The sequence below is a fragment of the Macrococcus sp. S115 genome, assembly GCF_030067655.1.
Lineage (GTDB): Bacteria > Bacillota > Bacilli > Staphylococcales > Staphylococcaceae > Macrococcoides > Macrococcoides psychrotolerans.
Genome location: NZ_JASJES010000002.1, coordinates 234989 through 256875, shown reverse-complemented (window position 1 = coordinate 256875; position 21887 = coordinate 234989). Strand labels below are relative to the sequence as shown.

Sequence of the window (21887 nt, the reverse complement as noted above, 5' to 3'; positions counted from 1 at the left end):
AAAATATGAAACAAAAATTAGTGATGATTGGTAATGGTATGGCAGGAATACGTACGATCGAAGAAATTTTGGAGCGTAATCCAGATCTATTTGAAATTACAGTTATCGGTGAAGAACCATATCCGAACTATAATCGTATTATGCTGTCAAATATTTTACAGAAGAAGATGGATGTTCAGGAAACAATTCTAAATGATTATGAATGGTATAAAGAACAAGGCATCACATTAATCAATGATGATAAAGCTGAATCAATCGACAGAACAAATAAGAGAGTAACAACGAAAAAGGGAATTACAGTTTCATATGATAAACTCATCATTGCAACAGGTTCTACTGCCTTCATGTTACCGATTGATGGTGTGAAACTTGAAGGTGTAATCGGCTGGAGAACGATTAAAGATACAGAATACATCATTGAGCAGGCGCGTCATTACAAAAAAGCTGTCGTAATCGGTGGTGGATTGCTTGGATTAGAATGTGCGCGTGGATTGCTTGACCAGGGCATGGATGTTACTGTTGTACATTTAGGCGAATGGTTAATGGAAATGCAGCTAGACCGTAAAGCTGGAGAAATGTTGAAAGCAGATTTAGAGAAACAAGGTATGAAATTTAAATTACAAGGGAATACACAGGAAATTATCGGTAAAGAACGCGTTGAAGCAATCCGTTTAAGTGACGGTTCAGTAATTGAAACGGATTTAGTTGTTATGGCTGTTGGTATTCGTCCCGTAACAAAGCAAGCACGTGCCGCTGAACTTGAAATCGGTCGTGGTATCGTTGTTAATGACTTTATGCAGACAAGTGACCCAGATATATACGCAGTTGGTGAATGTGTTGAGCATAACGCAAAAGTTTATGGCTTAGTAGCGCCACTTTACGAACAAGGGAAAGTATTAGCTGACCACATTACTGGCAATCCAACAGATGGATATCACGGTTCAACTACATTTACTTCACTTAAAGTATCTGGTTGTGACTTATTCTCTGCGGGTAAGATTTATGAAGGTGAAAAGACACGCGGTATTGAAGTGTACAACGGTTTAGATAATGTCTATAAAAAAGTGTATGTAGAAGAAGGTAAAGTTGTAGGAGCAGTACTGTACGGTGATACCGAAGAAGGTAACCGCTTCTACAATATGATGAAAAAAGAAGAAGCAATCGAAGAATTTACATTAGTGTCATTACTGCATAAAGCTGGTGAAGTTGATGCAATCAGTGTGGAAACGATGGCAGACGATGAAACAATTTGTGGATGTAACGGTATATCTAAAGGGCAGATCGTTAAAGCTGTACATGAAAAAGGATTGACGACGGTTGGTGAAGTTACAGCGCATACTAAAGCGGGTGGATCATGTGGTAAATGTAAAGGTCAAATCGCTGATTTACTTAGCTTTACTTTAGGAGATAAATTTGAAGCAGGGGGACCGGCTGGAATATGTGGTTGTACTGATCTTTCGCGTGATCAGATTGTGACACAAATTCGTGCAAAAGGATTAAAGACATCTAAAGAAGTTCGTCACGTATTAGGATTTAAAAACTTAGGTGGATGTCCGAAATGTCGTCCTGCAGTCAACTACTACTTAAATATGTGCTGGCCACATGAACATGAAGATGAAAAAGACTCGCGCTATGCAAATGAACGTTTCCATGCAAACATTCAAAATGATGGTACTTTCTCAGTTATTCCACAGATGCAGGGTGGAGTAACGAATCCTGATCAGTTAATTAAATTAGGTGAAGTGGCGAAGAAATATGATGTGCCATTAGTGAAGATCACTGGTGCACAACGCATCGGTCTATATGGTATTAAGAAAGAGGAATTGCCTCAAGTATGGGAAGATCTAGGTATGCGTTCGGCATCTGCATACGGTAAAAAACTACGTTCTGTTAAATCATGTGTCGGTAAAGAATTCTGTCGATTCGGTACACAGTTAACGACGCAACTTGCAATTCGTCTCGAGTCAACATTTGAATATATTGATACACCGCATAAATTTAAGATTGGGGTATCAGGCTGTCCACGTAGCTGTGTAGAATCTGGTGTGAAAGATTTCGGTGTTATCGGTGTCGAGAATGGCTTCCAGATCTTTGTTGGTGGTAATGGTGGTACAGAAGTTAAAGCTGCAACGTTACTTACGACAGTAGCAACTGAAGATGAAGTTGTACGTTTATGTGGCGCGATGATGCAATACTACCGTGAAACAGGAATTTACGCTGAACGTACTGCACCGTGGATGGAGCGCTTAGGTTTCGACAAGGTGAAAGAAGTACTGCTGGATGAAGCGAAACAACAGGAATTATACGATCGTTTGATGGATGCTAATAAAGCACGTCAGGAAGAACCATGGAAAGCAATTGCATCAGATGAAGAGAAACGAAAAATGTATGAAGTGGAGCGCGTATAGTCATGGAAAAAATTAAACTATTCAATGTATCTGAATTAGAACCTCAAATTGGTAAAAAAGTATTTGTGAAAGACGAAGAGATTGGTATATTCTTATTAGAATCTGGAGATATTAGAGCGATCGGTAATCGCTGTCCTCATAAAAATGGTCCTTTATCAGAAGGTACGGTAAGTGAGCATTACGTATTCTGTCCGCTGCATGATCGAAAGATTAATTTAAACGATGGACAAATTCAGGCACCAGATGAAGCAGACGGATGTGTTGAGACTTATAAAACAGAAGTCGAAGATGGTGTACTTTATATATGGATCTAGGTAAAGTTTACTTTATCGGTGCAGGACCAGGTGACCCAGGTCTTGTTACTTATAAGGCAATACGTAAAATCGAGCAGGCAGATGTGATTATATATGATCGTCTTGTAAATCCAATATTACTGCAGCTCAGCAAGCGCGAATGCAAACTGATATACGTTGGTAAGAATCCTGACGTAAAATATAAGAAGCAGGATGAAATCAATACAATCATTAATCATTGTGCGCAGCAGTATAAGACTATTGTCCGTCTAAAAGGTGGGGACCCAGGTATATTCGGTCGCCTGACTGAAGAAGTAGAAAGTCTGGACGACCATACGCCATACGAGATTGTTCCAGGGATTACAAGCGCATCGGCTGCAGCGCTCTATTCAGGCTTCCCACTGACGGACCGTGCATATTCACCGCATGTTACGTTTTCAACGGGTCATCTGCAAAAAGACAGCGTCAGAGAAATTGATTTTGAAGCACTCGCGAAAGGTGGAACACTTGCACTGTATATGGGGATGAAAGCATTACCTGAAATCGTAGAAGTATTATCTAAAAATGAAGCTCATCTAAAAATAGCAGTAATTGGACATGCAAGTTATGGCTTCCAGAAGACGGTTACAGGAGATTTAACAAATATTATCCAGAAAGTTCAGGAAGAAGAGGTTACACATCCGGCAATGATTATTATTGGTGACGTTGTGAACTGCAGAAAAGGGGTATCATGGTTTGAATCCCTACCTGAATTTAATGAAGCCCATCTCTATATAAGTACAGATGAAATCAATAAGCATGAACTTATCGAACGATTTGAGCAAGGTGGATTTTATTACGCAATCGACCAGATGAATGACGCATTAGTACAGGAAAAGTACAGAAACGTACATGTTGATGTATTAAGCGAAAGAACTTTTACGCAAGTATTTGCATTCAGTACTCAAGCGCTACAATTATTTGAAGAAACGTATGGCATACAATTTAATCGCAATATCATTAATATTAAAGGCTGAAGTAGTTCAGCCTTTTTATAGATAGGAGCAATATATGACAATTACTAAATCAATAATTCACCAAGTGATTCCAAATTTAAATGAAACAGAGCACCTCTATTTAACATTGCTCGCCGCAAACGGCAACCGTATCAATAAAGATAGTATACAGACGGAATATGTATTACCTAACTTAGTTGAAGCAGGACTGATTGAAGCAAGTAGCGGTAAAATCTTTGAAATTCCAAATGAAATGATCAACTATTATAATGAACTGCACCTAAATAGTGAACATGAATGGATTGAAGCACCGACTGATGAAGAAACTGCATATGAAAGCGATGTGCTAAAAGCCAATCTCGAACAATATCAATCACAGCTTGAAATTGAAACAAACATTCATACGATGATTGATAACTGGTCGAACAAAGATTTGAAGACACATTTACAAACATTAAGTGATGAAGATATCATCGGGATTGTACGCTTTTATCAGTTAGAAGAAAAATCAGATAAAAATTCAAATATTAACATGATTCATCAGGCATTCTTTAAAGACTTCACGATGATTCAGAAGATGATGAAGTATATGGACTTTGAGCTGCAACTGAATATTGAGAATGCATTGCAGTTCGGCTATGACAATTTCACATATATGAAAGGGGCAACGAGAGAAATCTTTGCGTTCAGTCATGATTTTAATGAAATCCTCTTCGTACCGAAAGATGTGCTTGAACATTTTAAAAAATTGAAAGCATCAGGCATAATTAATCCGGAAATCGAGAAGATTAAGTTTTACCGTGGAATGATGAACCTATACGGATTTGTACGTCTGGATTTTATGCAGCAAGTGTATAAGAAAGTATATCGCAAGGATATTACGAGTGATGACATCAAGCAGGATATAACGACCTACTTTCCAAATCTCGTACCGAATATTAAAGGCAACTGGGTGAAACATGAAATATATTCACATCAGCAGATGGATTTAGATGTAATGTTCAGCAATATGGAATACTATACACCAGTGAACGCTCAGCAAATCTATAAATATGTACAGAACTCACATGTAGAGAATAATAAATTAAAAGAAGACTTAAAGACAGAATTGAAGCACAATATGAAAGGTGAACATATTTATCCACAGCAAGTAGAAGCACTGTTCAACGAAATTATAGAGACATTTCGTGTGACAGATAGCTTTGAAACAGCATTTGAATTTGTCGCAGATCTTGGTGCAAGACAGATGATCTCTATAGTACCGACAGAGAACTTAACGAAGTTGTTAAAGACGATGTACACAGAAGTAAGGTTATGGCGTATCGGTGGACATAAAGTTATCGAAATGCCGGAATATCGTCAGCAGAAGAAGTCACGCGTTGTGTCATATAAGAAACGTAATAAGAAAAGATAGTTAACGATAGAAACCGAAACATAAAGATATTATTATGTTTCGGTTTTATGTTGATTTATTATTGAACTAAAGCTTGCGCATTACTTTGATCTTTTTAATTATACCGTGTTCAGTAAAAAGAAATTAAATTTATATCAGCAGCTGCTCATTTGAGTAGCTGATTTTTAATTTACTTATTTAATCGATAATAATACACTTGAAATAACACAATTGAAGAGGTGAGGACATGCAGTATGAAGTGAAAAGAATTTGTATCGGTAGTATAGAAAAGATTAATGTAAAAGGTAAAGAGAAGAAAACTGCTTATTATAAATATCCTGTTGAGAATGCAGTACAACTCACTTTTATGGGGTTTGTAGGAGATCAACATGTCTATAAAGGGCATGGCGGTATAAATAAAGCGGTTTGCTTATATGATCTTAATGATTATGATTTATGGTCAGATTACATAGAGATTGACACGGAATTTAGTTTGTTCGGTGAGAATATAACAACCGTCGGATTAGATAAAGATACAATTAGCATTGGTGACATTTATAAACTTGGAGAGGCGCTTATTCAAGTGACTGAAGGACGTGGACCATGTAATACAATCGCCCAGATACACAATGTACCAAATATCGTAAAGATGATGGCCGCAAGTCGAGCAACAGGGTGTTACTTTAGAGTACTTGCTGAAGGTATGGTAGCACCTGATTGTCAGTTAGAACTTGTGAAAAAAGATGAAACAGGGTTTACATTACATGAGTTTAATGAATTAGTATACGGTGATAAGAAGAATAAAGCATTGATTGATAAAGCATTGAAGGTGGAGGCTTTACCTGCTGAACATAAAGAAAAGTTTGCAAAGCGCTTATGAGATGTGAGTGGTTCATCAATATTATAAAGCATTCTGATAAATAAGAAATATAATGTTTATTGATGAGATTAACAATGAAGCCACTTTTTGCAGGGCAGGAGGATTATATTAGTAGAAAAGAAATCTCGTTGCTCGAACTTGTGTTAAATTTTGATGCAGAGTTCTTTATTATGGCTGTATCATTTAGAAGCTCAGTATCTAAGACTGATATATTACCGAAAGCTGGAGGGAATATTATTTTCAAGTAATGCAAATATAGGATGACCGAAGACTGCTGCATTAGCAATTGCTAAAGGATGGCATAAATTAATTGGACCAGCGATGGTATATTTTTGGAACAATATATGTAATAATATCCTATAATAACATAAAATATAAGTTTACGGTGGAATAGGAGATGTATTTATGGACAAGCAACTAGCACTACTTAAACAAATGACCGACTGTAATGCACCGGCTGGATTTGAACTGCCGATGACAAAGCTGATGCAGGAACTATTTGATGAAGAAAGTATAGAAACGGTGCACGATAATACAGGAGGCATCTTTGGGGTTAAAAAGATGGCTTCAAACCATTCAATAATGTTACTGGGCCACCTAGATGAAATTGGCTTCATGGTAACAGAAGTTACTGAAGATGGATTTATTAAATTTACGAATTTAGGCAGCTGGTCTGGAACTGTAATGACAAGTCAGAAGGTTACGATTTTAACGCAACAAGGGGAAGTGCGAGGTGTCATCGGTAGTAAACCACCGCATGTCTTACCACAAGCAGAACGTAATAAAGTTGATCCAGATGCGATGTTTATCGATATCGGTACAGATAATCGTGAAGAGACATTGGATGCAGGTGTACGTGTTGGCGATCCAATCACCCCGTATTCAGAGTTTGAAGTGATGGCTAATCCTAATTATTTACTTGCTAAAGCATTTGATAACCGCTTTGGATGTGCTGCAGCATACGAAGTTATTAAAGCAGTTGATAATCATGTTACTTTGTATGCAGGCGCTGTTACGCAGGAAGAGACTTTATCTCGTGGTGCAATCACTGCAGCAAATAAGATACGTCCGAGCCTGGCAATAGCTATTGATGTATGTATATGTTCAAAGACACCGGGTATGGAGAACGCCGGACAAACTAAGATGGGAGATGGCCCTGTAATTTTGTTATCAGACGCCTGGAATATTGGACATGTATCCTTTAGACGATATGTTGAACAGGTGGCAGAGGAGAATGGTATTAAATATCAAATTGATCATCTTACAGGAGGATATACGGACGCAGGGCACGTTGCAGTGAGTAATAACGGTGTACCAGCGATTACAATATCTGTGCCAACACGTTATATCCATAGTAATGTTTCGATGATGCATCGTGAAGATTATAATGGTGCAGTGAAATTGCTTAAGAAAGTTGTAGAAAGTATTGATGATGAAGCGGTGGAACGAATTATTAAGCAGGAGATTTAGGAATGGTTTTGTAGATGGCGAATTATTGGAAAGTACGCCACCTAAAGCGTTGAGATAGTGAGATTCGAGATGTATGTGTCGAACTATGTTGAAGTACGCCACCTAAAGCGTTGAGATAGTGAGATTCGAGATGTATGTGTCGAACTATGTTGAAGTACGCCACCTAGAGCGTTGAGATAGTGAAATTTGAGATGTATGTGTCGAACTATATTGAAGTACGCCACCTAGAACGTTGAGATATTGAAATTTGAGATGTATGTGTCGAACTATCTTAAAGTACGCCACCTAGAGCGTTGAGATAGTGAGATTCGAGAATGTATGTGTCGAACTATCTTAAAGTACGCCACCTATGAAACGTACTGTATTCCTTACACTAAGAGGAGAATCCATATGCACAACATTTATGATAACCACGACTTCTTTAATCGTTATAAAGAAGTCAGATTAAATCCAACGAGTTATAACGAAATGATAGAAGTACCGAGAATCAAAGAACTTCTGCCGAATCTGTATAATAAGACAATACTCGATATCGGTTGTGGAATGGGACAGCTCGTCCAGTATATGCTTGAGCAGTCTCCGATTCAGATCACGGGCATCGATATTTCTAGCAACATGATACAGGAAGCAAAGGAAAATATACAGGATCAGCATGTTACTTTCTTGAATACTGATTTTATGGAATTTGATTCTGTCGCGGATTATGATGTTATCGTTTCATCCCTTGCATTTCACTATATTGAAGATTATAAAGGTGCTGTTCAAAAGGTTTATAATCATTTGAAAAATACTGGTGTGTTTATCTTCTCAATTGAGCATCCTGTCGCAACTGCAACACGTTCAGACGATTTATGGTCACATGTGCCTGATATGTATGATCATTATAAGCTGGATCATTACTTCGAGAGTGGTATGCGTAGTACAAGATGGTTGCAACAAGACGTAATAAAATATCATCGAACGATGGAGGAGCTGCTGAATACATTACTTGAAGCAGGATTTAAATTAGAGCGTATCATCGAAACCGGAAATACCGAGTTATCCAATGAATATATGAGCCATGTCGATATCGAAAAAATTAATCATCGCCCGTCATTTGTCATCTTTAAAGCTGTGAAGGAATAATAAAACGCCTTGTCTATTTGACAGGGCGTTCTTTTTTCGCTTTTAATTTCGCAAGTTCTTTCTGAATGCTCAGATGTAGTTTCTTACTTGCGATGATATATAATATGTCGTTTGTCTGTATCTCAAAATTACCATCAGGCACGTACAACTTGTCGTCTCTTACAACCGCATTAATATTGGATTGTCTCGGTAGACCAAGTTCATGTATTTTTTTATTTGCCCATGGTGATCCTAATTTTACAAGGTATTCACGTATATCAACTTCTGTAACTTCGCTTGCAACCATATCAAAGTGGTAAGGACTTGTATGTGCCTCTCCTTTATTAAGTCCGAGTTTATTCGCAAGAGGGACAAGTGTCATACCTTGCAGTAATGCGCTTAGTAACACGACAAAGAAGACGACGTTAAAGATAATTTCTGAATTTTCAACTTCTGCTAACAGTGCATATGTTGCAAGAATAATTGGTACTGCACCCCGTAATCCTGCCCATGAGATAAAGGTAAGTTCTTTCTTCGATAGATCCGTCCAGAAGAGTGTTAGCCAGACACTTATAGGCCTTGCCACGAACATCAGGACGATTGCGATGAGTAATCCTTGAATCATTATGCCTGGCAGCTGACTAGGGAATACGAGTAATCCTAATAGTATAAACATTGTCATCTGAGCCATCCATGCAAAGCTTTCGCCGAATCTGATGATATTTGCACGGTAGCTGAGCGGATGGTTACCTAAATATAATGCAAAGACATATACAGCAAGGAGTCCACTGACTTTCAGTGGAGAAGATAGTCCGTATGTAAGAAAGGCTAAAGTAAGTGCAAGGATAGGATAGAGTCCAGTCGCTTCAAGCTCTACAAAGTTTATGAGTTTAACTGTAATATATCCGATGAGCAGGCCTAGTAATGCGCCGCCTACCATTTGCCATACAAATAGTAATGCACTTGTTAGAAGTGATGCATCTGGCATTGTTAGTAGATTGATCATCGTAACAGTTAAAAATAACGCCATAGGGTCATTTGTTCCAGATTCAACCTCAAGTATGCTTTTAATCTTCTGTTTAATTTGCTTGTTACCAAGAATACTGAATACAGCAGCAGCATCCGTAGATCCGACAATGGCTCCAAATAACAGCCCCTGTTTCCAGGATAAATCTAATATAAAAACTGTGGCTACACCTACAATGAAACTTGTAATGAGAACACCGATTGTTGCTAGTATAGATGCATAAGAGATTGCATTTTTCACCGTTAATTTAGTTGTTTGAATACCACCATCGAACAGAATGATGACAAGTGCGATTGTTCCAATAAGTTGTGCGAGGAAAGCATTATCAAACATAATGAATGAATTCAGTGCCATACCTACAGCGAGAAAGACGATTAATGAGGGAAGTCCGAGTTTACTGGATAATGTTGTGGTCATGACTGCAGTAAAAAGTAGCAAACCAAGAATTAAAATAATAATTTCAGTATTAATGAGATCACTCCTAAATGATATTTCCTAATAATTATATCAAAAATTCAAATTATTATGAAATATCATTTACTATAAAAGATATAAAAGAGCCAGGAACAACGTAACGTGTCCTGGCTACAATAAATATATTATTTGTTCGCATCAGAGAAAGCTTTTGCGATATCGATTAATTTCTTCGGAGCATCTTCTACAGCCATATGTACTTCGATAAAGTGCATATGGTCTTTGTCTGTTTTAACGCTATCCATAACTGTCTTTAATTCATTTGAAGTCTTAGCATCGTGGACCTTAACCGTATCTTTACCACCAAATACTTCTGGTAACTGTTTGTAGTTCCACATCTGGATATCATTGTATGGTTCTTCCATACCATGTATCAGACGTTCAACAGTATAGCCATCGTTATTGATTACGAAGATAATCGGTTTAATGTCTTTTCTGATCATCGTAGATAGGGCCTGAACAGTTAATTGTAATGAACCGTCACCGATGAGCAGAATATTACGTCTATTCACATCAGCAAGCTGAGAACCTAATAGAGATGGGAATGTATAGCCGATAGATCCCCATAACGGCTGGCCGATAAATTGATTCCCTTTATACAAAGATAGATCATAAGCACCAAAGAATGATGTGCCTTGCTCTGCAAGTAAAATATCATCTTTTTCTAAGAATGCATTCATCATTTTGAAGTAGTTGCTTTGTGTTAAGGGTGCGTCGTTCAACTCATACTTCATATCCGAACGTTGATATGATGGGTAGTGTGTTTCATTCTTGTAGTCGATGCTGTTCAATCCGTTTACAAGATCGATCAGCGAGACATTATCGCTTATAACATCTTCAACTTTAAAGTCATTATGGTTAATATAGATAATATTATCAGTATCGAATTTGTATGAGAAGCCTGCTGTTGCAGAATCTGTCAGTTTTGCACCGATATTTAAGATGACATCTGCATTATCCACATACTCACGCACGTTTTCTTTAGCAATCTTACCGTCATAAATCCCTAGGTAATGTTCATTTTCTTCATTAAATGCAGATTTACCAAGAGAAAGCTGTGCAACAGGTATATTTGTTTGATTTACGAACTGCTCTAGCTGTTCATGTAGTTTAAAGCTGTTGATCTCATGTCCTGCTATAATTACAGGTTGTTTTGCAGACATGAGTTTCTTCTCTACTGCTTGGATATATGCATCAACATTTTGTGACTTATGTGTATACACTTTAGGTGCATGGGGAATTTCAATTTCTGTCAAAGCAACATCTATCGGTAGGTGGATGTGCACAGGACGCTTTTCTTTGAGTGCGCAATGAATCACGCGGTCAATTTCATCCACTGCATTGTCGACAGAAAGTATTGTTGTCGTCGCAGTGATATGTGCATACATTTTTGAATAGGAATCGAAAATACCTTCACCAAGTGAATGGTGGACATAGCGACCCTCTTGTTGAGCGACAGATGAAGGACCGCCCGAAATTTTTATGACAGGCACACGTTCAGCATAACTTCCAGCAATTCCGTTTACGGCACTTAGTTCTCCTACGCCAAATGTTGTACTTACTGCTGCAAGTCCGTTAACTCTCGCATAGCCGTCAGCACCATAGGCTGCATTGAGTTCATTTGTATTGCCTATCCATTCGACACTGTCATGACGAATGACATCGTCAAGGAATGCTAACGTAAAGTCACCTGGTACTCCAAAAATTTTATCGACACCGTTAACATGAAGTGCATCGATTAAGTATTGACCGATTCTTTGTTTCATATCTATCATCCTTTCTTTAGTAACAATTTAAATATATAGCTAAAATAATATTAAGTCAACTGCATTGACCTATTTGTTGTAATCTTAATTTTTCACTGTATAATATAAGTAATACGTTGAAGGGATAGAGACAATGTATATGGATAAAGACTATGAACATATGATATTTTACTTTGCATATAAGACGTTCATTGGAGCAGCAGATGAAATTATTGAACAACACGGTATGTTAAGACAGCATCATCGATTTCTGTTTTTTATTTGTAAGAAACCAGGGATAACTATGAAAGAATTGCTGACAGTACTTGAGATTTCTAAGCAAGGTTCACAAAGTACACTGAAAGTATTAAAAGAAAAAGCGCTGATTACTGAACAACCATCACCCCAGGATAAACGTCTGAAAGAACTCTATCCTACTGATCAAGGGATACAGCTGATAGATACGTTAAACGAAGCACAGCGTCATCTATTTGAAACAACTTTTAAAGAAGCTGGCAACCAGTGGATCGATGTGATGGAGTCATTAGCAGAAATGAGACCAGGATTCTCATTGATAAAGGAAGAGGGACAATAATGGAAATAATTGAATCAATACAAAATCAGAAGATCAAACAGATAGCTAAACTGCATAACAGGAAAGATAGAAAGAAAATGCAGCAGTTTATAATTGAAGGAGAACATCTCGTTGAAGAGGCAGTAAACAGTAATGTTGATATTGAAATGATCCTTACTGTTAATCCGGATAAATTGACAGAAGCTATGGTTGCAGGTAGCAAACAACAGTATGAAATCACTTTTAAAGTTGCTGAGAAGTTATCTCAGACAGAAGCACCCCAAGGAATATACGCCGTATGCAATATGAAAGATGGGAAAGACGCTGAACTGAACCGTGTTATTTATTTAGACCGTATTCAGGATCCTGGGAACGTTGGAACAATTATTCGTACAGCTGATGCAGCAGGATTGGACGCCGTTATTATAGCAAAAGGGACTGTTGATATTTATAACGACAAAGTTCTGCGTGCATCTCAAGGTAGTGTGTTTCATATACCGGTCATTGAGATGGATTTTGATGAAGCAAGCTCAAAGTCTAACGGTACAATCTATGGTACGAGTTTAGAGAAGGCACGTGATTATAAAGAAGTCATACCAAGTGATAATTTTATGATTGTATTAGGAAATGAAGGGCAAGGTGTGAACCCTGAAATACTATCCGCTACAGATGAAAATTTATATATACCCATTTATGGTAGGGCTGAAAGTCTGAACGTTGCCGTTTGTGCAGGAATATTGATGTATCATTTTGTGAAGTAGAACCGGGTAATCGGTTCTACTTTTTTATTGCAATTAAATGGGTCGTAAAGTAATTTTTGAAGTGATTAACAAACGGAGAAAACGTAATAGTGAGATTGTCATAGTAAAAGTTTCTCGTAAAAATGCTTTCGTTTTTTTTTACAGTAATAAAACACATCAATTTAATGATGTGTTTTATGATTTGAGTTATTTTCTTTTACGTGAACGATATAGTATCAATGCACCAACAATGAGTACAACAACTGCAGCTACCATCAAGGGTTTGCTAGCTGCTTCACCTGATTCAGGTAGCGTGTTTGTGCTTGATTTCATGCTCATAGGTTCTGCTTTTACAGGAGCTGATAAGTTGTCGACAAATCCGCTAGCAAGCGAGTCCTTAATATCATTAGTTCCAATTTTATTATTGAGTGTAGCGAGTTTTTGATTTCCTTCCTGAAGATGGTCGTGAAGGAGGTCGAAAACTTTTCCGTTATATTCATGCTGTGTAAATTGGCCGGCATCTTTTAAAGATGAGAGATTATTTAATCTTGATTGATATTTCTGAGTAAGCTCATCTGTGTTAAAATCATGTGCCAGCAGGTCGTCAAAGTTAAAATGTAAGCGATCTGTCTGATTCAGATAGTTGCTTAGTGTCTCATTAAGTATTTTAAGTACTTTGGTTTTATATTCTAACTCGCTGATTTCCTGTTTATACTTTAAAGTTTCTAATTTTAATAGTGTATCGATATTTTCTTTGTTCAGCCATTTATCAGAAAGAGAGATTGCTTTCCCGTCTATTTCAGGTGCAATATTATTTAGATTGAGGTGTTGTTTCTCGGCGCTGCTCTTTTCGGGATCATCTAAAGGTGCTGTCACACTATTTTTAGGCGCTTCATTAAAGTTTACTGCACTTTCTGATGATTTAACTTCCTGAAGTTGAGTTGAAATTGTATCACGCACTTTTGCTGAGCCATCTCTTAAGGTTTGAATCTCTTCTTTTTTTATTTTAGCTTCCTCAGTTACTTTATCACGTACTTCTGCTGCATCATCTCTTAAGGTTTGGATCTCTTCTTTTTTTATTTTAGCTTCCTCAGTTATTGTATTAACATTCTCCTTAATTTCGCTTTTACTTGATTCGATTTGAGGCTTAATTAAATCGATTTTTGAAGTTTCGGATGTATTAGCAAATGCTTGTGCAGGAACTATAAAGAAGGAAGTTGCAAATACCATCGTCAAAATTTTTTTATTTTTCATGATAAGACTCCTTAGTTAATATATTTTAGTATAATAAATAATAATAAGGTACTTAATTTAAATGATAATACATATGACAACTTTTATCTATATTTTTACTTAAAGTTTTTTTGATATATTGATTTATGTATATACATACTATAATCTATGGACTTGAATAACGTGCATACATTCTATATAATTAAAATAATGAAATACATCGCCGTTTATCAGCCGGGATATGTATGTGTTGTCAAGAGAGTTTCACATTGGTGAGAGTGAAATCTTCACATACCTATCTTTTCAGCTGACAGGCAGTCTAATAAGAAGTTAGACCGGTTGTTCCGTTATCGCTTAATGAGCTGTGTGCATATGCACAAATTTGGGTGGTACCGCGGAGTCTTTCGTCCCTTGTATAGGGAATGAAGGCTTTTTTTATTGTTTAAAATTAAGGAGGAAGAACATGGAACTTAAAGAAAGATTACAGGCGTTAAAGTCTGAGGCAGTGGGCAAAGTAAGTCAGATTACAGATAAGAAAGCATTACAAGATATCAAAGTTTCTTACATCGGTAAAAAAGGTGTGATCACTGGTCTGATGAAAGAGATGAAATCTCTGCCGAACGAAGAGAAACCGATGTTTGGTCAGCTTGTTAATGATGCCAAACAAACCGTAGAAAGTGCAATTGCAGAAGTTGAAGTTCGTATTGAAGCGGAACTTGTGAACAAACGACTTGAAAGTGAAACAATTGATATTACTTTACCAGGTAAAAAGTTAAGTTCAGGGAGCAGTCATCCGCTCGACCGTATCGTTGAGGATATTGAAGATTTATTCATCGGTTTAGGCTATGAAATTGTAGAAGGATTCGAAGTAGAAAGCGATCATTATAACTTTGAAGCGTTAAATCTTCCAAAATCTCACCCTGCACGTGATATGCAGGATAGTTTCTACATTTCTGAAGAAGTATTAATGCGTACGCATACATCTCCTGTTCAAGCTCGTACGTTGGAATCACGTAAAGGTGAAGGACCTGTAAAAATTATTTGTCCAGGTAAAGTCTACCGTCGTGATTCTGATGATGCGACGCATTCACATCAGTTTACACAAATCGAAGGATTAGTTGTTGATGAGAATATTAAAATGAGCGACCTTAAAGGAACGCTTGAATACTTTGCGAAGAAGATGTTCGGTGAAGATCGTGAGATTCGTCTGCGTCCAAGTTTCTTCCCGTTTACTGAGCCTTCTGTAGAAGTGGATATTTCATGCTTCAAATGTAAAGGTAAGGGCTGCAACGTTTGTAAAGGGACAGGATGGATTGAAATTCTCGGTGCCGGTATGGTACATCCGAATGTTTTAGAGATGGCTGGTTTTGATTCTAATAAATATTCTGGATTCGCATTCGGTATGGGACCAGATCGTATTGCGATGTTAAAGTATGGTATTGAAGATATTCGTCATTTCTATACGAATGATCTAAGATTTATTCGTCAGTTTTTACGTTTAGAAGATGGAGGAGAACCGAATGTTAGTAAGTAAAGAATGGTTAGATGAATATGTAAAAGTTGATGTTTCGGTAGAAGCGCTTGCTGAGAAGATTACAAGAAGCGGAATTGAGATTGAAGAAATTATCGATTATACAAAAGATATTAAGAATTTAGTGATTGGACATGTAGAATCGATCGAGAAGCATCCTGATGCAGATAAATTAAATATCTGCCAGGTGAATGTTGGCGAAGAAGTGAAACAAATTGTCTGTGGTGCACCGAACGTCGCAGCTGGTCAGACAGTAATCGTCTGCTTACCTGGTGGACGTCTGCCTGGTGGTGTTAAGATAAAAAAAGCGAAACTACGCGGAGTAGAATCTAACGGTATGATTTGTTCATTGGGTGAACTAGGTATCTCTTCAAACTTGATTCCAGAAGCGTACGAAAAAGGGATATACGTATTTGAAGAAGCTATCGCGCCAGGTACAGATGCACTTGCTGCATTATCGCTAGATGATGCCGTGATGGAATTCGGTCTAACACCTAATCGAAGCGACTGTATGAGCATGATTGGTTCTGCATTTGAGACAAGTGCATTATATGAAGAACCATTGAAGCTACCTGCAACGCATATTAATGAAACGAGTGAACAAGTATCAGACTTAATCAGTATTGAAATTGAAGAAGCGACGTTATCACCGTATTATGCTGCACGTATCGTGAAGAACGTGAAGATCGGACCTTCACCTGCACGTATTCAAGGACGCTTAATTAAAGCGGGTATCCGCCCGATTAATAACGTTGTTGACGTATCGAATTACGTTATGCTGGAATATGGACAGCCGCTGCATATGTTTGACTATGATAAGATTGGCAGCACAACAATTAAAGTTCGTCCAGCAACTGATGGCGAAAAGATGACAACATTAGACGATAAAGAGCGCACATTAACTGCAGAAGATATCGTGATTACAAACGGTACAACACCAGTAGCGCTTGCTGGGGTGATGGGAGGAGATTTCTCTGAAGTAACGGATAGTACAGTGAATGTACTGATTGAGTCTGCGATGTTTGCGCCGCTAAACATACGTAAAACTGCGAACCGTCTGAACTTGCGCTCTGAATCATCAAGTCGCTTTGAAAAAGGTGTTGCAGCAGAATTTGTACTTGATGCATTAGACCGTGCAGCATATCTCCTGCAGGAAAATGCGCAAGGAGAAGTATTAAGTGGTGTTGCTTCAGCTGGGGCATTACCAGAGTTTACAACGAACGTTCAAATTACAACGGATGATATTAATCGATTGATTGGATTTGATATCTCTAATACAGAAATTAAAAACATATTCGAACGTCTTGGCTTTGAAACGAAGATAGATGGTGATTCATTCAACGTCATCGTACCATCTCGTCGTGGTGACATTACTATTAAAGAAGATTTAGTTGAAGAAGTTGCGCGTATTTATGGTTATGATGCACTACCTGCGACATTACCAGAAACGAAGACGAACAAACAAGTAGGACTGACTGATTATCAGGCGAAACGTCGTGCAGTGAAGGCGTTGCTTCAAGGGTTAGGATTAAATCAGGCAATCACCTATGCACTTGTCTCAAATGAAAAATCGAAACAGTTCGCACTAAAAGAAGCTGAAACGACAGCGCTCTTAATGCCGATGAGTGAAGATCATGCAGTGCTGCGTCAATCATTATTGCCTCACTTAATTGATGTCGTAAGCTATAATAATGCACGTCAAATGAAAGATGTCGCGTTCTATGAAATTGGAAATACATTCTTTAGACAAGAAGACTTATTACCTTCAGAAGAAGAACATGTTGCTGGGATTATTACTGGACTTGTCACACCAACGATGCATCAAGGGAAAAAGGAGCAAGTTGACTTTTTCCATGTGAAAGGGATAGTGGAGGCGTTAAGTGAAAGATTAGGTCTAGCGTTCCGATATGTTAGAAGTGATGAGCCGATGTTGCATCCTGGTCGCAGTGCAGATATCTATGTGAATGAAACGAAGATCGGCATCATTGGTCAATTGCACCCGACAGTAGAGAAAGCAAATGACTTAAAGGAAACGTATGTGTTTGAATTAGATTTAAAAGTCTTACTTTCAATTCAGCAAGGTCAGATTATCTACAATATGATTCCGAAGTTCCCTGGAACTAGCCGTGATATCGCACTTGAAGTTGAACGTAAACAGGATACGGGCGAACTGATTGCAGAAATTCTTAAAGTAGATTCTAAGTACTTGAAGTCAGCTGAAGTATTCGACGTATACGAAGGTGAGCATATTGCACAGGATAAGAAATCGGTAGCGATTCGAATGGAATTCCTGAATCCGGAACAGACGCTGACAGATGAAGAGATTAAACCGATATACGATGCGGTTATTGAAAGATTAGAGTCAATTGGCGCTAAACTTAGAGGTTAAAAAATAAGCTGACAATCGTCAGCTTATTTTTTTATGAGCTTCAATGCTTTTTCTCTGTTTTTAAAGTCTTTTTTCGTTATCGTATCTAAATAATCAAGGCCTCTAAGTTTAATAATTTTTGCAGCTTCAGCATCTACTTTAGCGCCTGCTCCTTTTGTGATTGAGATGCCGGTCTCTTTAATTATTTGTTCGAAATGTTTTACAAACGCATATCTTGCAATAATGGAGCTTGCGGCGATGGCAATCGCTTTAGATTCGCCTTTCGTTTCGAACTTAGTTTTATTGCGCTCAGGTATTGCGCCGAGTGCATAATTTTCATATACGCCTTGAACTGCAAACTGGTCGATTACAATGTATTCCACAGGTTCGTCTATTTTATTCAGCACGTTTTTAATCGCTTCATTATGCAGCACCGCCTTCATCTTAACTTGTGACCAGCCCATCTGTTTACGTTCATTATATTTGATGTTATCTAGGACGAGCAGTGAATGTGGGATTATCGGGATGATTTGTTCTGCAAGTTCTATAATTTGTCTGTCTTTGAGATTCTTAGAGTCCATGACACCAAGCACTTTCAGAATTTCAGCATTTTTCTTTGATACATAGCTCGCGACAACGGTCATCGGTCCGAAGTAATCCCCAGAACCTGCTTCATCGCTACCAATACAGTTGAAGTGATCATACTGGATACTTTCAATGGATACGTTATGCTTAGAGGTAGAATTACTGTCTGGAAGTTGCTGAGTGAGTTGAATACCAGCTTTAGAAAGAATTTGTTCACCGATTACTTCACTATTTGAACCTTGAATCATCAACTTATTGGAGTTGTAGAGTGTTACTGTATGACCGGATAGTTTTGTTCGATATTTCGTACCTTGTGGAAGGCTTGTAGTACTGGGTACAGGTAATATATCTTCTATTCTTTTTGCTTGTTCAGCATTTAATAGGTATACTTTATTGCTCATTTTTGCCTGCTTTCTTACATGATAGTATGTTTTTATTGTTAATTATCCTATAAAAATGGTAACATAAACTAAAATAAATGACGATGTCGGAGTGTTGATATGGGAGAGTTTAAGAATCGTATTACTGTAAACATATATGATCAGTTCTATACTATTCTCGGCGAAGAAGAGCCGAGCCATATCCGTCACGTTGCGAGTCTTGTTGATGAACGTATTCGGGAGATTGCGAAGTACAATGCAGGTCTCGACACTTCACGAAAGGCTGTGCTTGCAGCAGTTAACGTGATGGATGATTATGTGAAACTAAAGGAAGAACACGATTTACTGTTAGATAAGTTGAATCGTCTAGAGGGTAATAACAGTCATGATTAATATTTTATTGATATTCTTTTTGTGTCTAGGAACGATTATCGGTTTTAGAAGAGGATTGATCTTACAATCACTACATTTGATCGGTACACTCGGATCGTTCATTATTGCACAGCTATTTTATAAGGACCTGGCACAAAAGCTCGTGCTTATGATTCCATTTCCATCGACAGAAGGAAATTATGAGTCGAAGTTTTTGAATATGATCACTAATGAAATGACATTTTATAACGTTGTAAGTTTTGTAATATTATTTTTATTGAGTAAGGTAATCCTTCAATTTATTGCAACTGTTTTTGATTATATTGCACAGTTACCATTACTGAAACAGTTCAATCGTTTGTTTGGAGCGATATTAGGATTTATTGAGTCGCATCTTCTCATATTTATCGTGCTATTTCTATTGTCAATGATTCCGATAACAGCAATACAAACGAAATTAGAAGGAAGCATTATCGCAAATTTAATTGCGAACCATACCCCGGTATTAAGTAATTTTGCGAAACATCTGTTTGAATATGCAGGGTTTATCATTTAATAAAGTCATAGGCTACTTGTCTATGGCTTTTATTTTGGAGGGTATTATGAGTATTACAAAAAAAGATTATATAAAGCAGTTAGAACGTATTGCGACATTACTTGAACTTTCAGCTGAGAATCCATTCAAAGTTTCTGCATATCGTAAAGCAGCAGCGAATCTAGAGACATTCGAAGACGACATCAACGCAGTATCTGATTTCACACAAATTAAAGGCATCGGTAAAGGTGTTGCTGAAGTGCTGGAAGATATTAGAGCTCATCATGAATCATCGCTACTTAAAACGTTAAAGGAACAAGTTCCTGAAGGATTTATACAGATGCTGAAGATTCGTAATCTAGGTGCTAAAAAGATTGTGAAGATTAATGATGCTCTTGGAATTACAACTGTCGATGAATTAAAAGCGGCGTGTCTGAATAATGAAATCAGTGCCCTTGCGGGATTTGGTAAAAAGTCTGAAGAGAATATACTGTCAGGTATAGAAGAAATGTTAACGATGACAGAGAAACTCAGTATTTATCAAGTGCATCAGTTTACGCAGATGATTGATGCAGCACTCGCTCAAATTGATGAAATCGATCGTTTCAGTGTAGCTGGCAGCTTTAGACGTCGCAATGAATTTTCGAAGGATATTGACTATATTGTTGAAACAAGTGATCGTGAAACTGTAAAAGCACAGTTAACAGCATTACCGTTTATCAAGAAAGTTGAACTTGCTGGTGATGAGAAAGTTACGATACAGGCTGAAAGAGAAGATTTAATTACGACGGTTGATTTCAGGTTTACAGATTCCGACGGCTATGCGCATATGTTACAGCATTTCACTGGGAGTAAGGAACATAACATTAGAATTCGTCAGCTTGCAAAAGAAAGAAATGAGAAGATAAGTGAATATGGCATTACAACTGATGATGGAAATCTGATTCAGATGCAATCAGAAGCTGAAATTTATCAACATTTTGATCAAACATTTATTCCTCCTGAAATGCGCCAGGACGGTTCCGAATTTGAATTTAAAGAATTTGGTGAGATTATTCAGCCTGAAGACATTCGTGGTGATATACATATGCATACTACATATAGTGATGGTGCGCATACGTTAGAACAGATGATCGAAGCATGTATCGCTAAAGGATACGAATATATGATGATTACGGATCACTCGAAAAGTTTACATGTCGCAAATGGATTGTCAGAAGAACGTTTGTTAGAACAGCATGCACGTATTAAAGCCTTGAATGAACAATATTCAGAAATTGATATTTATTCAGGCGTTGAGATGGATATACTAGCAGATGGTGAAATGGATTACAGCAATGATGTACTAGCACAGCTTGACTATTGTATCGGTGCTATTCATCAGTCGTTGAATCAAAGTGAAGATGAGATTATGAAACGCCTGATCAATGCCTGTAACAACCCATACGTCAGACATATTGCTCATCCAACGGGCAGGTTGATTGGTCGCCGTAATGGTTATCATGTAAACATGTCAAAGCTCATCGAAACTGCACAGAAGACAAATACCATCCTTGAAGTCAATGCGCATCCGATGCGTCTTGACTTATCGAGTGACGTATTAAAGCAATACTCAGATATTAAACTTGTGATCAATACAGACGCGCATGCAATCGAACAGCTTGATTTAATGAAATATGGTGTGAGTACAGCAATAAAAGGCTATGTGAAAAAAGAACAGGTAATAAATACTTTGCCACGTGAAGCCTTTAAATCTTGGATACAGAATGGGAAGTAATCA

At 37.6% G+C, this 21887-nt stretch carries 18 protein-coding genes and 1 pseudogene; 15 read left to right on the top strand and 4 right to left on the bottom strand.

Going from position 1 to position 21887, the window contains the following annotated elements:
• Nucleotides 1–5 precede the first annotated feature (5 nt).
• The 8 genes from nirB to QNJ52_RS04485 all read left to right on the top strand — a co-directional run bounded on the left by nirB (nucleotide 6) and on the right by QNJ52_RS04485 (nucleotide 8564).
• The gene (gene nirB, locus QNJ52_RS04520; RefSeq protein WP_219492461.1) at nucleotides 6–2408 is read left to right on the top strand and encodes a nitrite reductase large subunit NirB; all 2403 of its coding nucleotides are present in this window, start codon (nucleotides 6–8) and stop codon (nucleotides 2406–2408) included.
• A 2-nt stretch (nucleotides 2409–2410) separates the two neighbouring features.
• A complete protein-coding gene (nirD, locus tag QNJ52_RS04515; protein ID WP_219492458.1) occupies nucleotides 2411–2722 on the top strand; it encodes a nitrite reductase small subunit NirD in 312 nt (103 codons plus the stop codon).
• Nucleotides 2713–3717 carry a uroporphyrinogen-III C-methyltransferase gene (cobA, locus tag QNJ52_RS04510; protein ID WP_219492455.1) on the top strand — a complete coding sequence of 335 codons (1005 nt, stop codon included), beginning with the start codon at nucleotides 2713–2715 and terminating at the stop codon, nucleotides 3715–3717. Before nirD ends, cobA begins: the two co-directional genes overlap by 10 nt.
• A 34-nt stretch (nucleotides 3718–3751) precedes the next feature.
• The gene (locus QNJ52_RS04505; RefSeq protein ID WP_283721986.1) at nucleotides 3752–5110 is read left to right on the top strand and encodes a hypothetical protein; all 1359 of its coding nucleotides are present in this window, start codon (nucleotides 3752–3754) and stop codon (nucleotides 5108–5110) included.
• Between the two features lie 226 nt (nucleotides 5111–5336).
• Nucleotides 5337–5969: an MOSC domain-containing protein gene (locus QNJ52_RS04500; RefSeq protein ID WP_219492449.1), complete on the top strand. Its 633-nt coding sequence runs from the start codon at nucleotides 5337–5339 to the stop codon at nucleotides 5967–5969.
• 74 nt (nucleotides 5970–6043) lie between these two features.
• On the top strand, nucleotides 6044–6217 hold the full coding sequence (locus tag QNJ52_RS04495; RefSeq protein ID WP_219492448.1) for a hypothetical protein: 174 nt from the start codon (nucleotides 6044–6046) through the stop codon (nucleotides 6215–6217).
• 157 nt (nucleotides 6218–6374) lie between these two features.
• Nucleotides 6375–7439, top strand: coding sequence for a M42 family metallopeptidase (locus tag QNJ52_RS04490; protein WP_219492446.1), 1065 nt, complete (start codon nucleotides 6375–6377; stop codon nucleotides 7437–7439).
• A gap of 390 nt (nucleotides 7440–7829) precedes the next feature.
• Nucleotides 7830–8564, top strand: a complete 735-nt coding sequence (locus QNJ52_RS04485) for a class I SAM-dependent methyltransferase (RefSeq protein ID WP_219492444.1) — start codon at nucleotides 7830–7832, stop codon at nucleotides 8562–8564.
• A 13-nt stretch (nucleotides 8565–8577) separates the two neighbouring features.
• Here QNJ52_RS04485 and QNJ52_RS04480 read toward each other — a convergent pair whose 3' ends face one another.
• Both QNJ52_RS04480 and QNJ52_RS04475 read right to left on the bottom strand, forming a co-directional pair.
• Entirely contained in the window at nucleotides 8578–10026 is a 1449-nt protein-coding gene (locus QNJ52_RS04480; RefSeq protein WP_308317268.1) for a potassium/proton antiporter, read from the bottom strand.
• A 143-nt stretch (nucleotides 10027–10169) separates the two neighbouring features.
• Entirely contained in the window at nucleotides 10170–11810 is a 1641-nt protein-coding gene (locus tag QNJ52_RS04475; RefSeq protein ID WP_283721985.1) for an alpha-keto acid decarboxylase family protein, read from the bottom strand.
• Between the two features lie 133 nt (nucleotides 11811–11943).
• Between QNJ52_RS04475 and QNJ52_RS04470 the strand changes: the two genes are divergently transcribed.
• Together QNJ52_RS04470 and QNJ52_RS04465 are read left to right on the top strand one after the other, a co-directional pair.
• Nucleotides 11944–12384: a MarR family winged helix-turn-helix transcriptional regulator gene (locus QNJ52_RS04470; protein WP_283721984.1), complete on the top strand. Its 441-nt coding sequence runs from the start codon at nucleotides 11944–11946 to the stop codon at nucleotides 12382–12384.
• Nucleotides 12384–13124, top strand: coding sequence for a TrmH family RNA methyltransferase (locus tag QNJ52_RS04465; RefSeq protein WP_283721983.1), 741 nt, complete (start codon nucleotides 12384–12386; stop codon nucleotides 13122–13124). Before QNJ52_RS04470 ends, QNJ52_RS04465 begins: the two co-directional genes overlap by 1 nt.
• A gap of 186 nt (nucleotides 13125–13310) precedes the next feature.
• On the opposite strand, the gene QNJ52_RS04460 is transcribed toward QNJ52_RS04465, so the two are convergent.
• The gene (locus QNJ52_RS04460; protein ID WP_283721982.1) at nucleotides 13311–14357 is read right to left on the bottom strand and encodes an LPXTG cell wall anchor domain-containing protein; all 1047 of its coding nucleotides are present in this window, start codon (nucleotides 14355–14357) and stop codon (nucleotides 13311–13313) included.
• Between the two features lie 511 nt (nucleotides 14358–14868).
• Here QNJ52_RS04460 and pheS point away from each other — a divergent pair.
• Nucleotides 14869–15870, top strand: a pseudogene (gene pheS, locus QNJ52_RS04455) (phenylalanine--tRNA ligase subunit alpha); the annotation flags it as partial.
• Nucleotides 15857–18256, top strand: coding sequence for a phenylalanine--tRNA ligase subunit beta (gene pheT / locus QNJ52_RS04450; RefSeq protein ID WP_283721980.1), 2400 nt, complete (start codon nucleotides 15857–15859; stop codon nucleotides 18254–18256). The pseudogene pheS and the gene pheT, both read left to right, overlap by 14 nt.
• A gap of 23 nt (nucleotides 18257–18279) precedes the next feature.
• Here the strand turns inward: pheT and rnhC are convergent, their stop codons facing one another.
• Nucleotides 18280–19221 carry a ribonuclease HIII gene (rnhC, locus tag QNJ52_RS04445; protein ID WP_283721979.1) on the bottom strand — a complete coding sequence of 314 codons (942 nt, stop codon included), beginning with the start codon at nucleotides 19219–19221 and terminating at the stop codon, nucleotides 18280–18282.
• A 99-nt stretch (nucleotides 19222–19320) separates the two neighbouring features.
• Between rnhC and zapA the strand changes: the two genes are divergently transcribed.
• The 3 genes from zapA to polX are packed head-to-tail and all read left to right on the top strand — an operon-like array spanning nucleotide 19321 to nucleotide 21884.
• Entirely contained in the window at nucleotides 19321–19593 is a 273-nt protein-coding gene (gene zapA, locus QNJ52_RS04440) for a cell division protein ZapA (protein WP_041636060.1), read from the top strand.
• Nucleotides 19586–20128: a CvpA family protein gene (locus QNJ52_RS04435; RefSeq protein WP_133433088.1), complete on the top strand. Its 543-nt coding sequence runs from the start codon at nucleotides 19586–19588 to the stop codon at nucleotides 20126–20128. Before zapA ends, QNJ52_RS04435 begins: the two co-directional genes overlap by 8 nt.
• Before the next feature lie 52 nt (nucleotides 20129–20180).
• On the top strand, nucleotides 20181–21884 hold the full coding sequence (gene polX, locus QNJ52_RS04430; protein ID WP_283722004.1) for a DNA polymerase/3'-5' exonuclease PolX: 1704 nt from the start codon (nucleotides 20181–20183) through the stop codon (nucleotides 21882–21884).
• The last annotated feature ends 3 nt before the right edge of the window (nucleotides 21885–21887 follow it).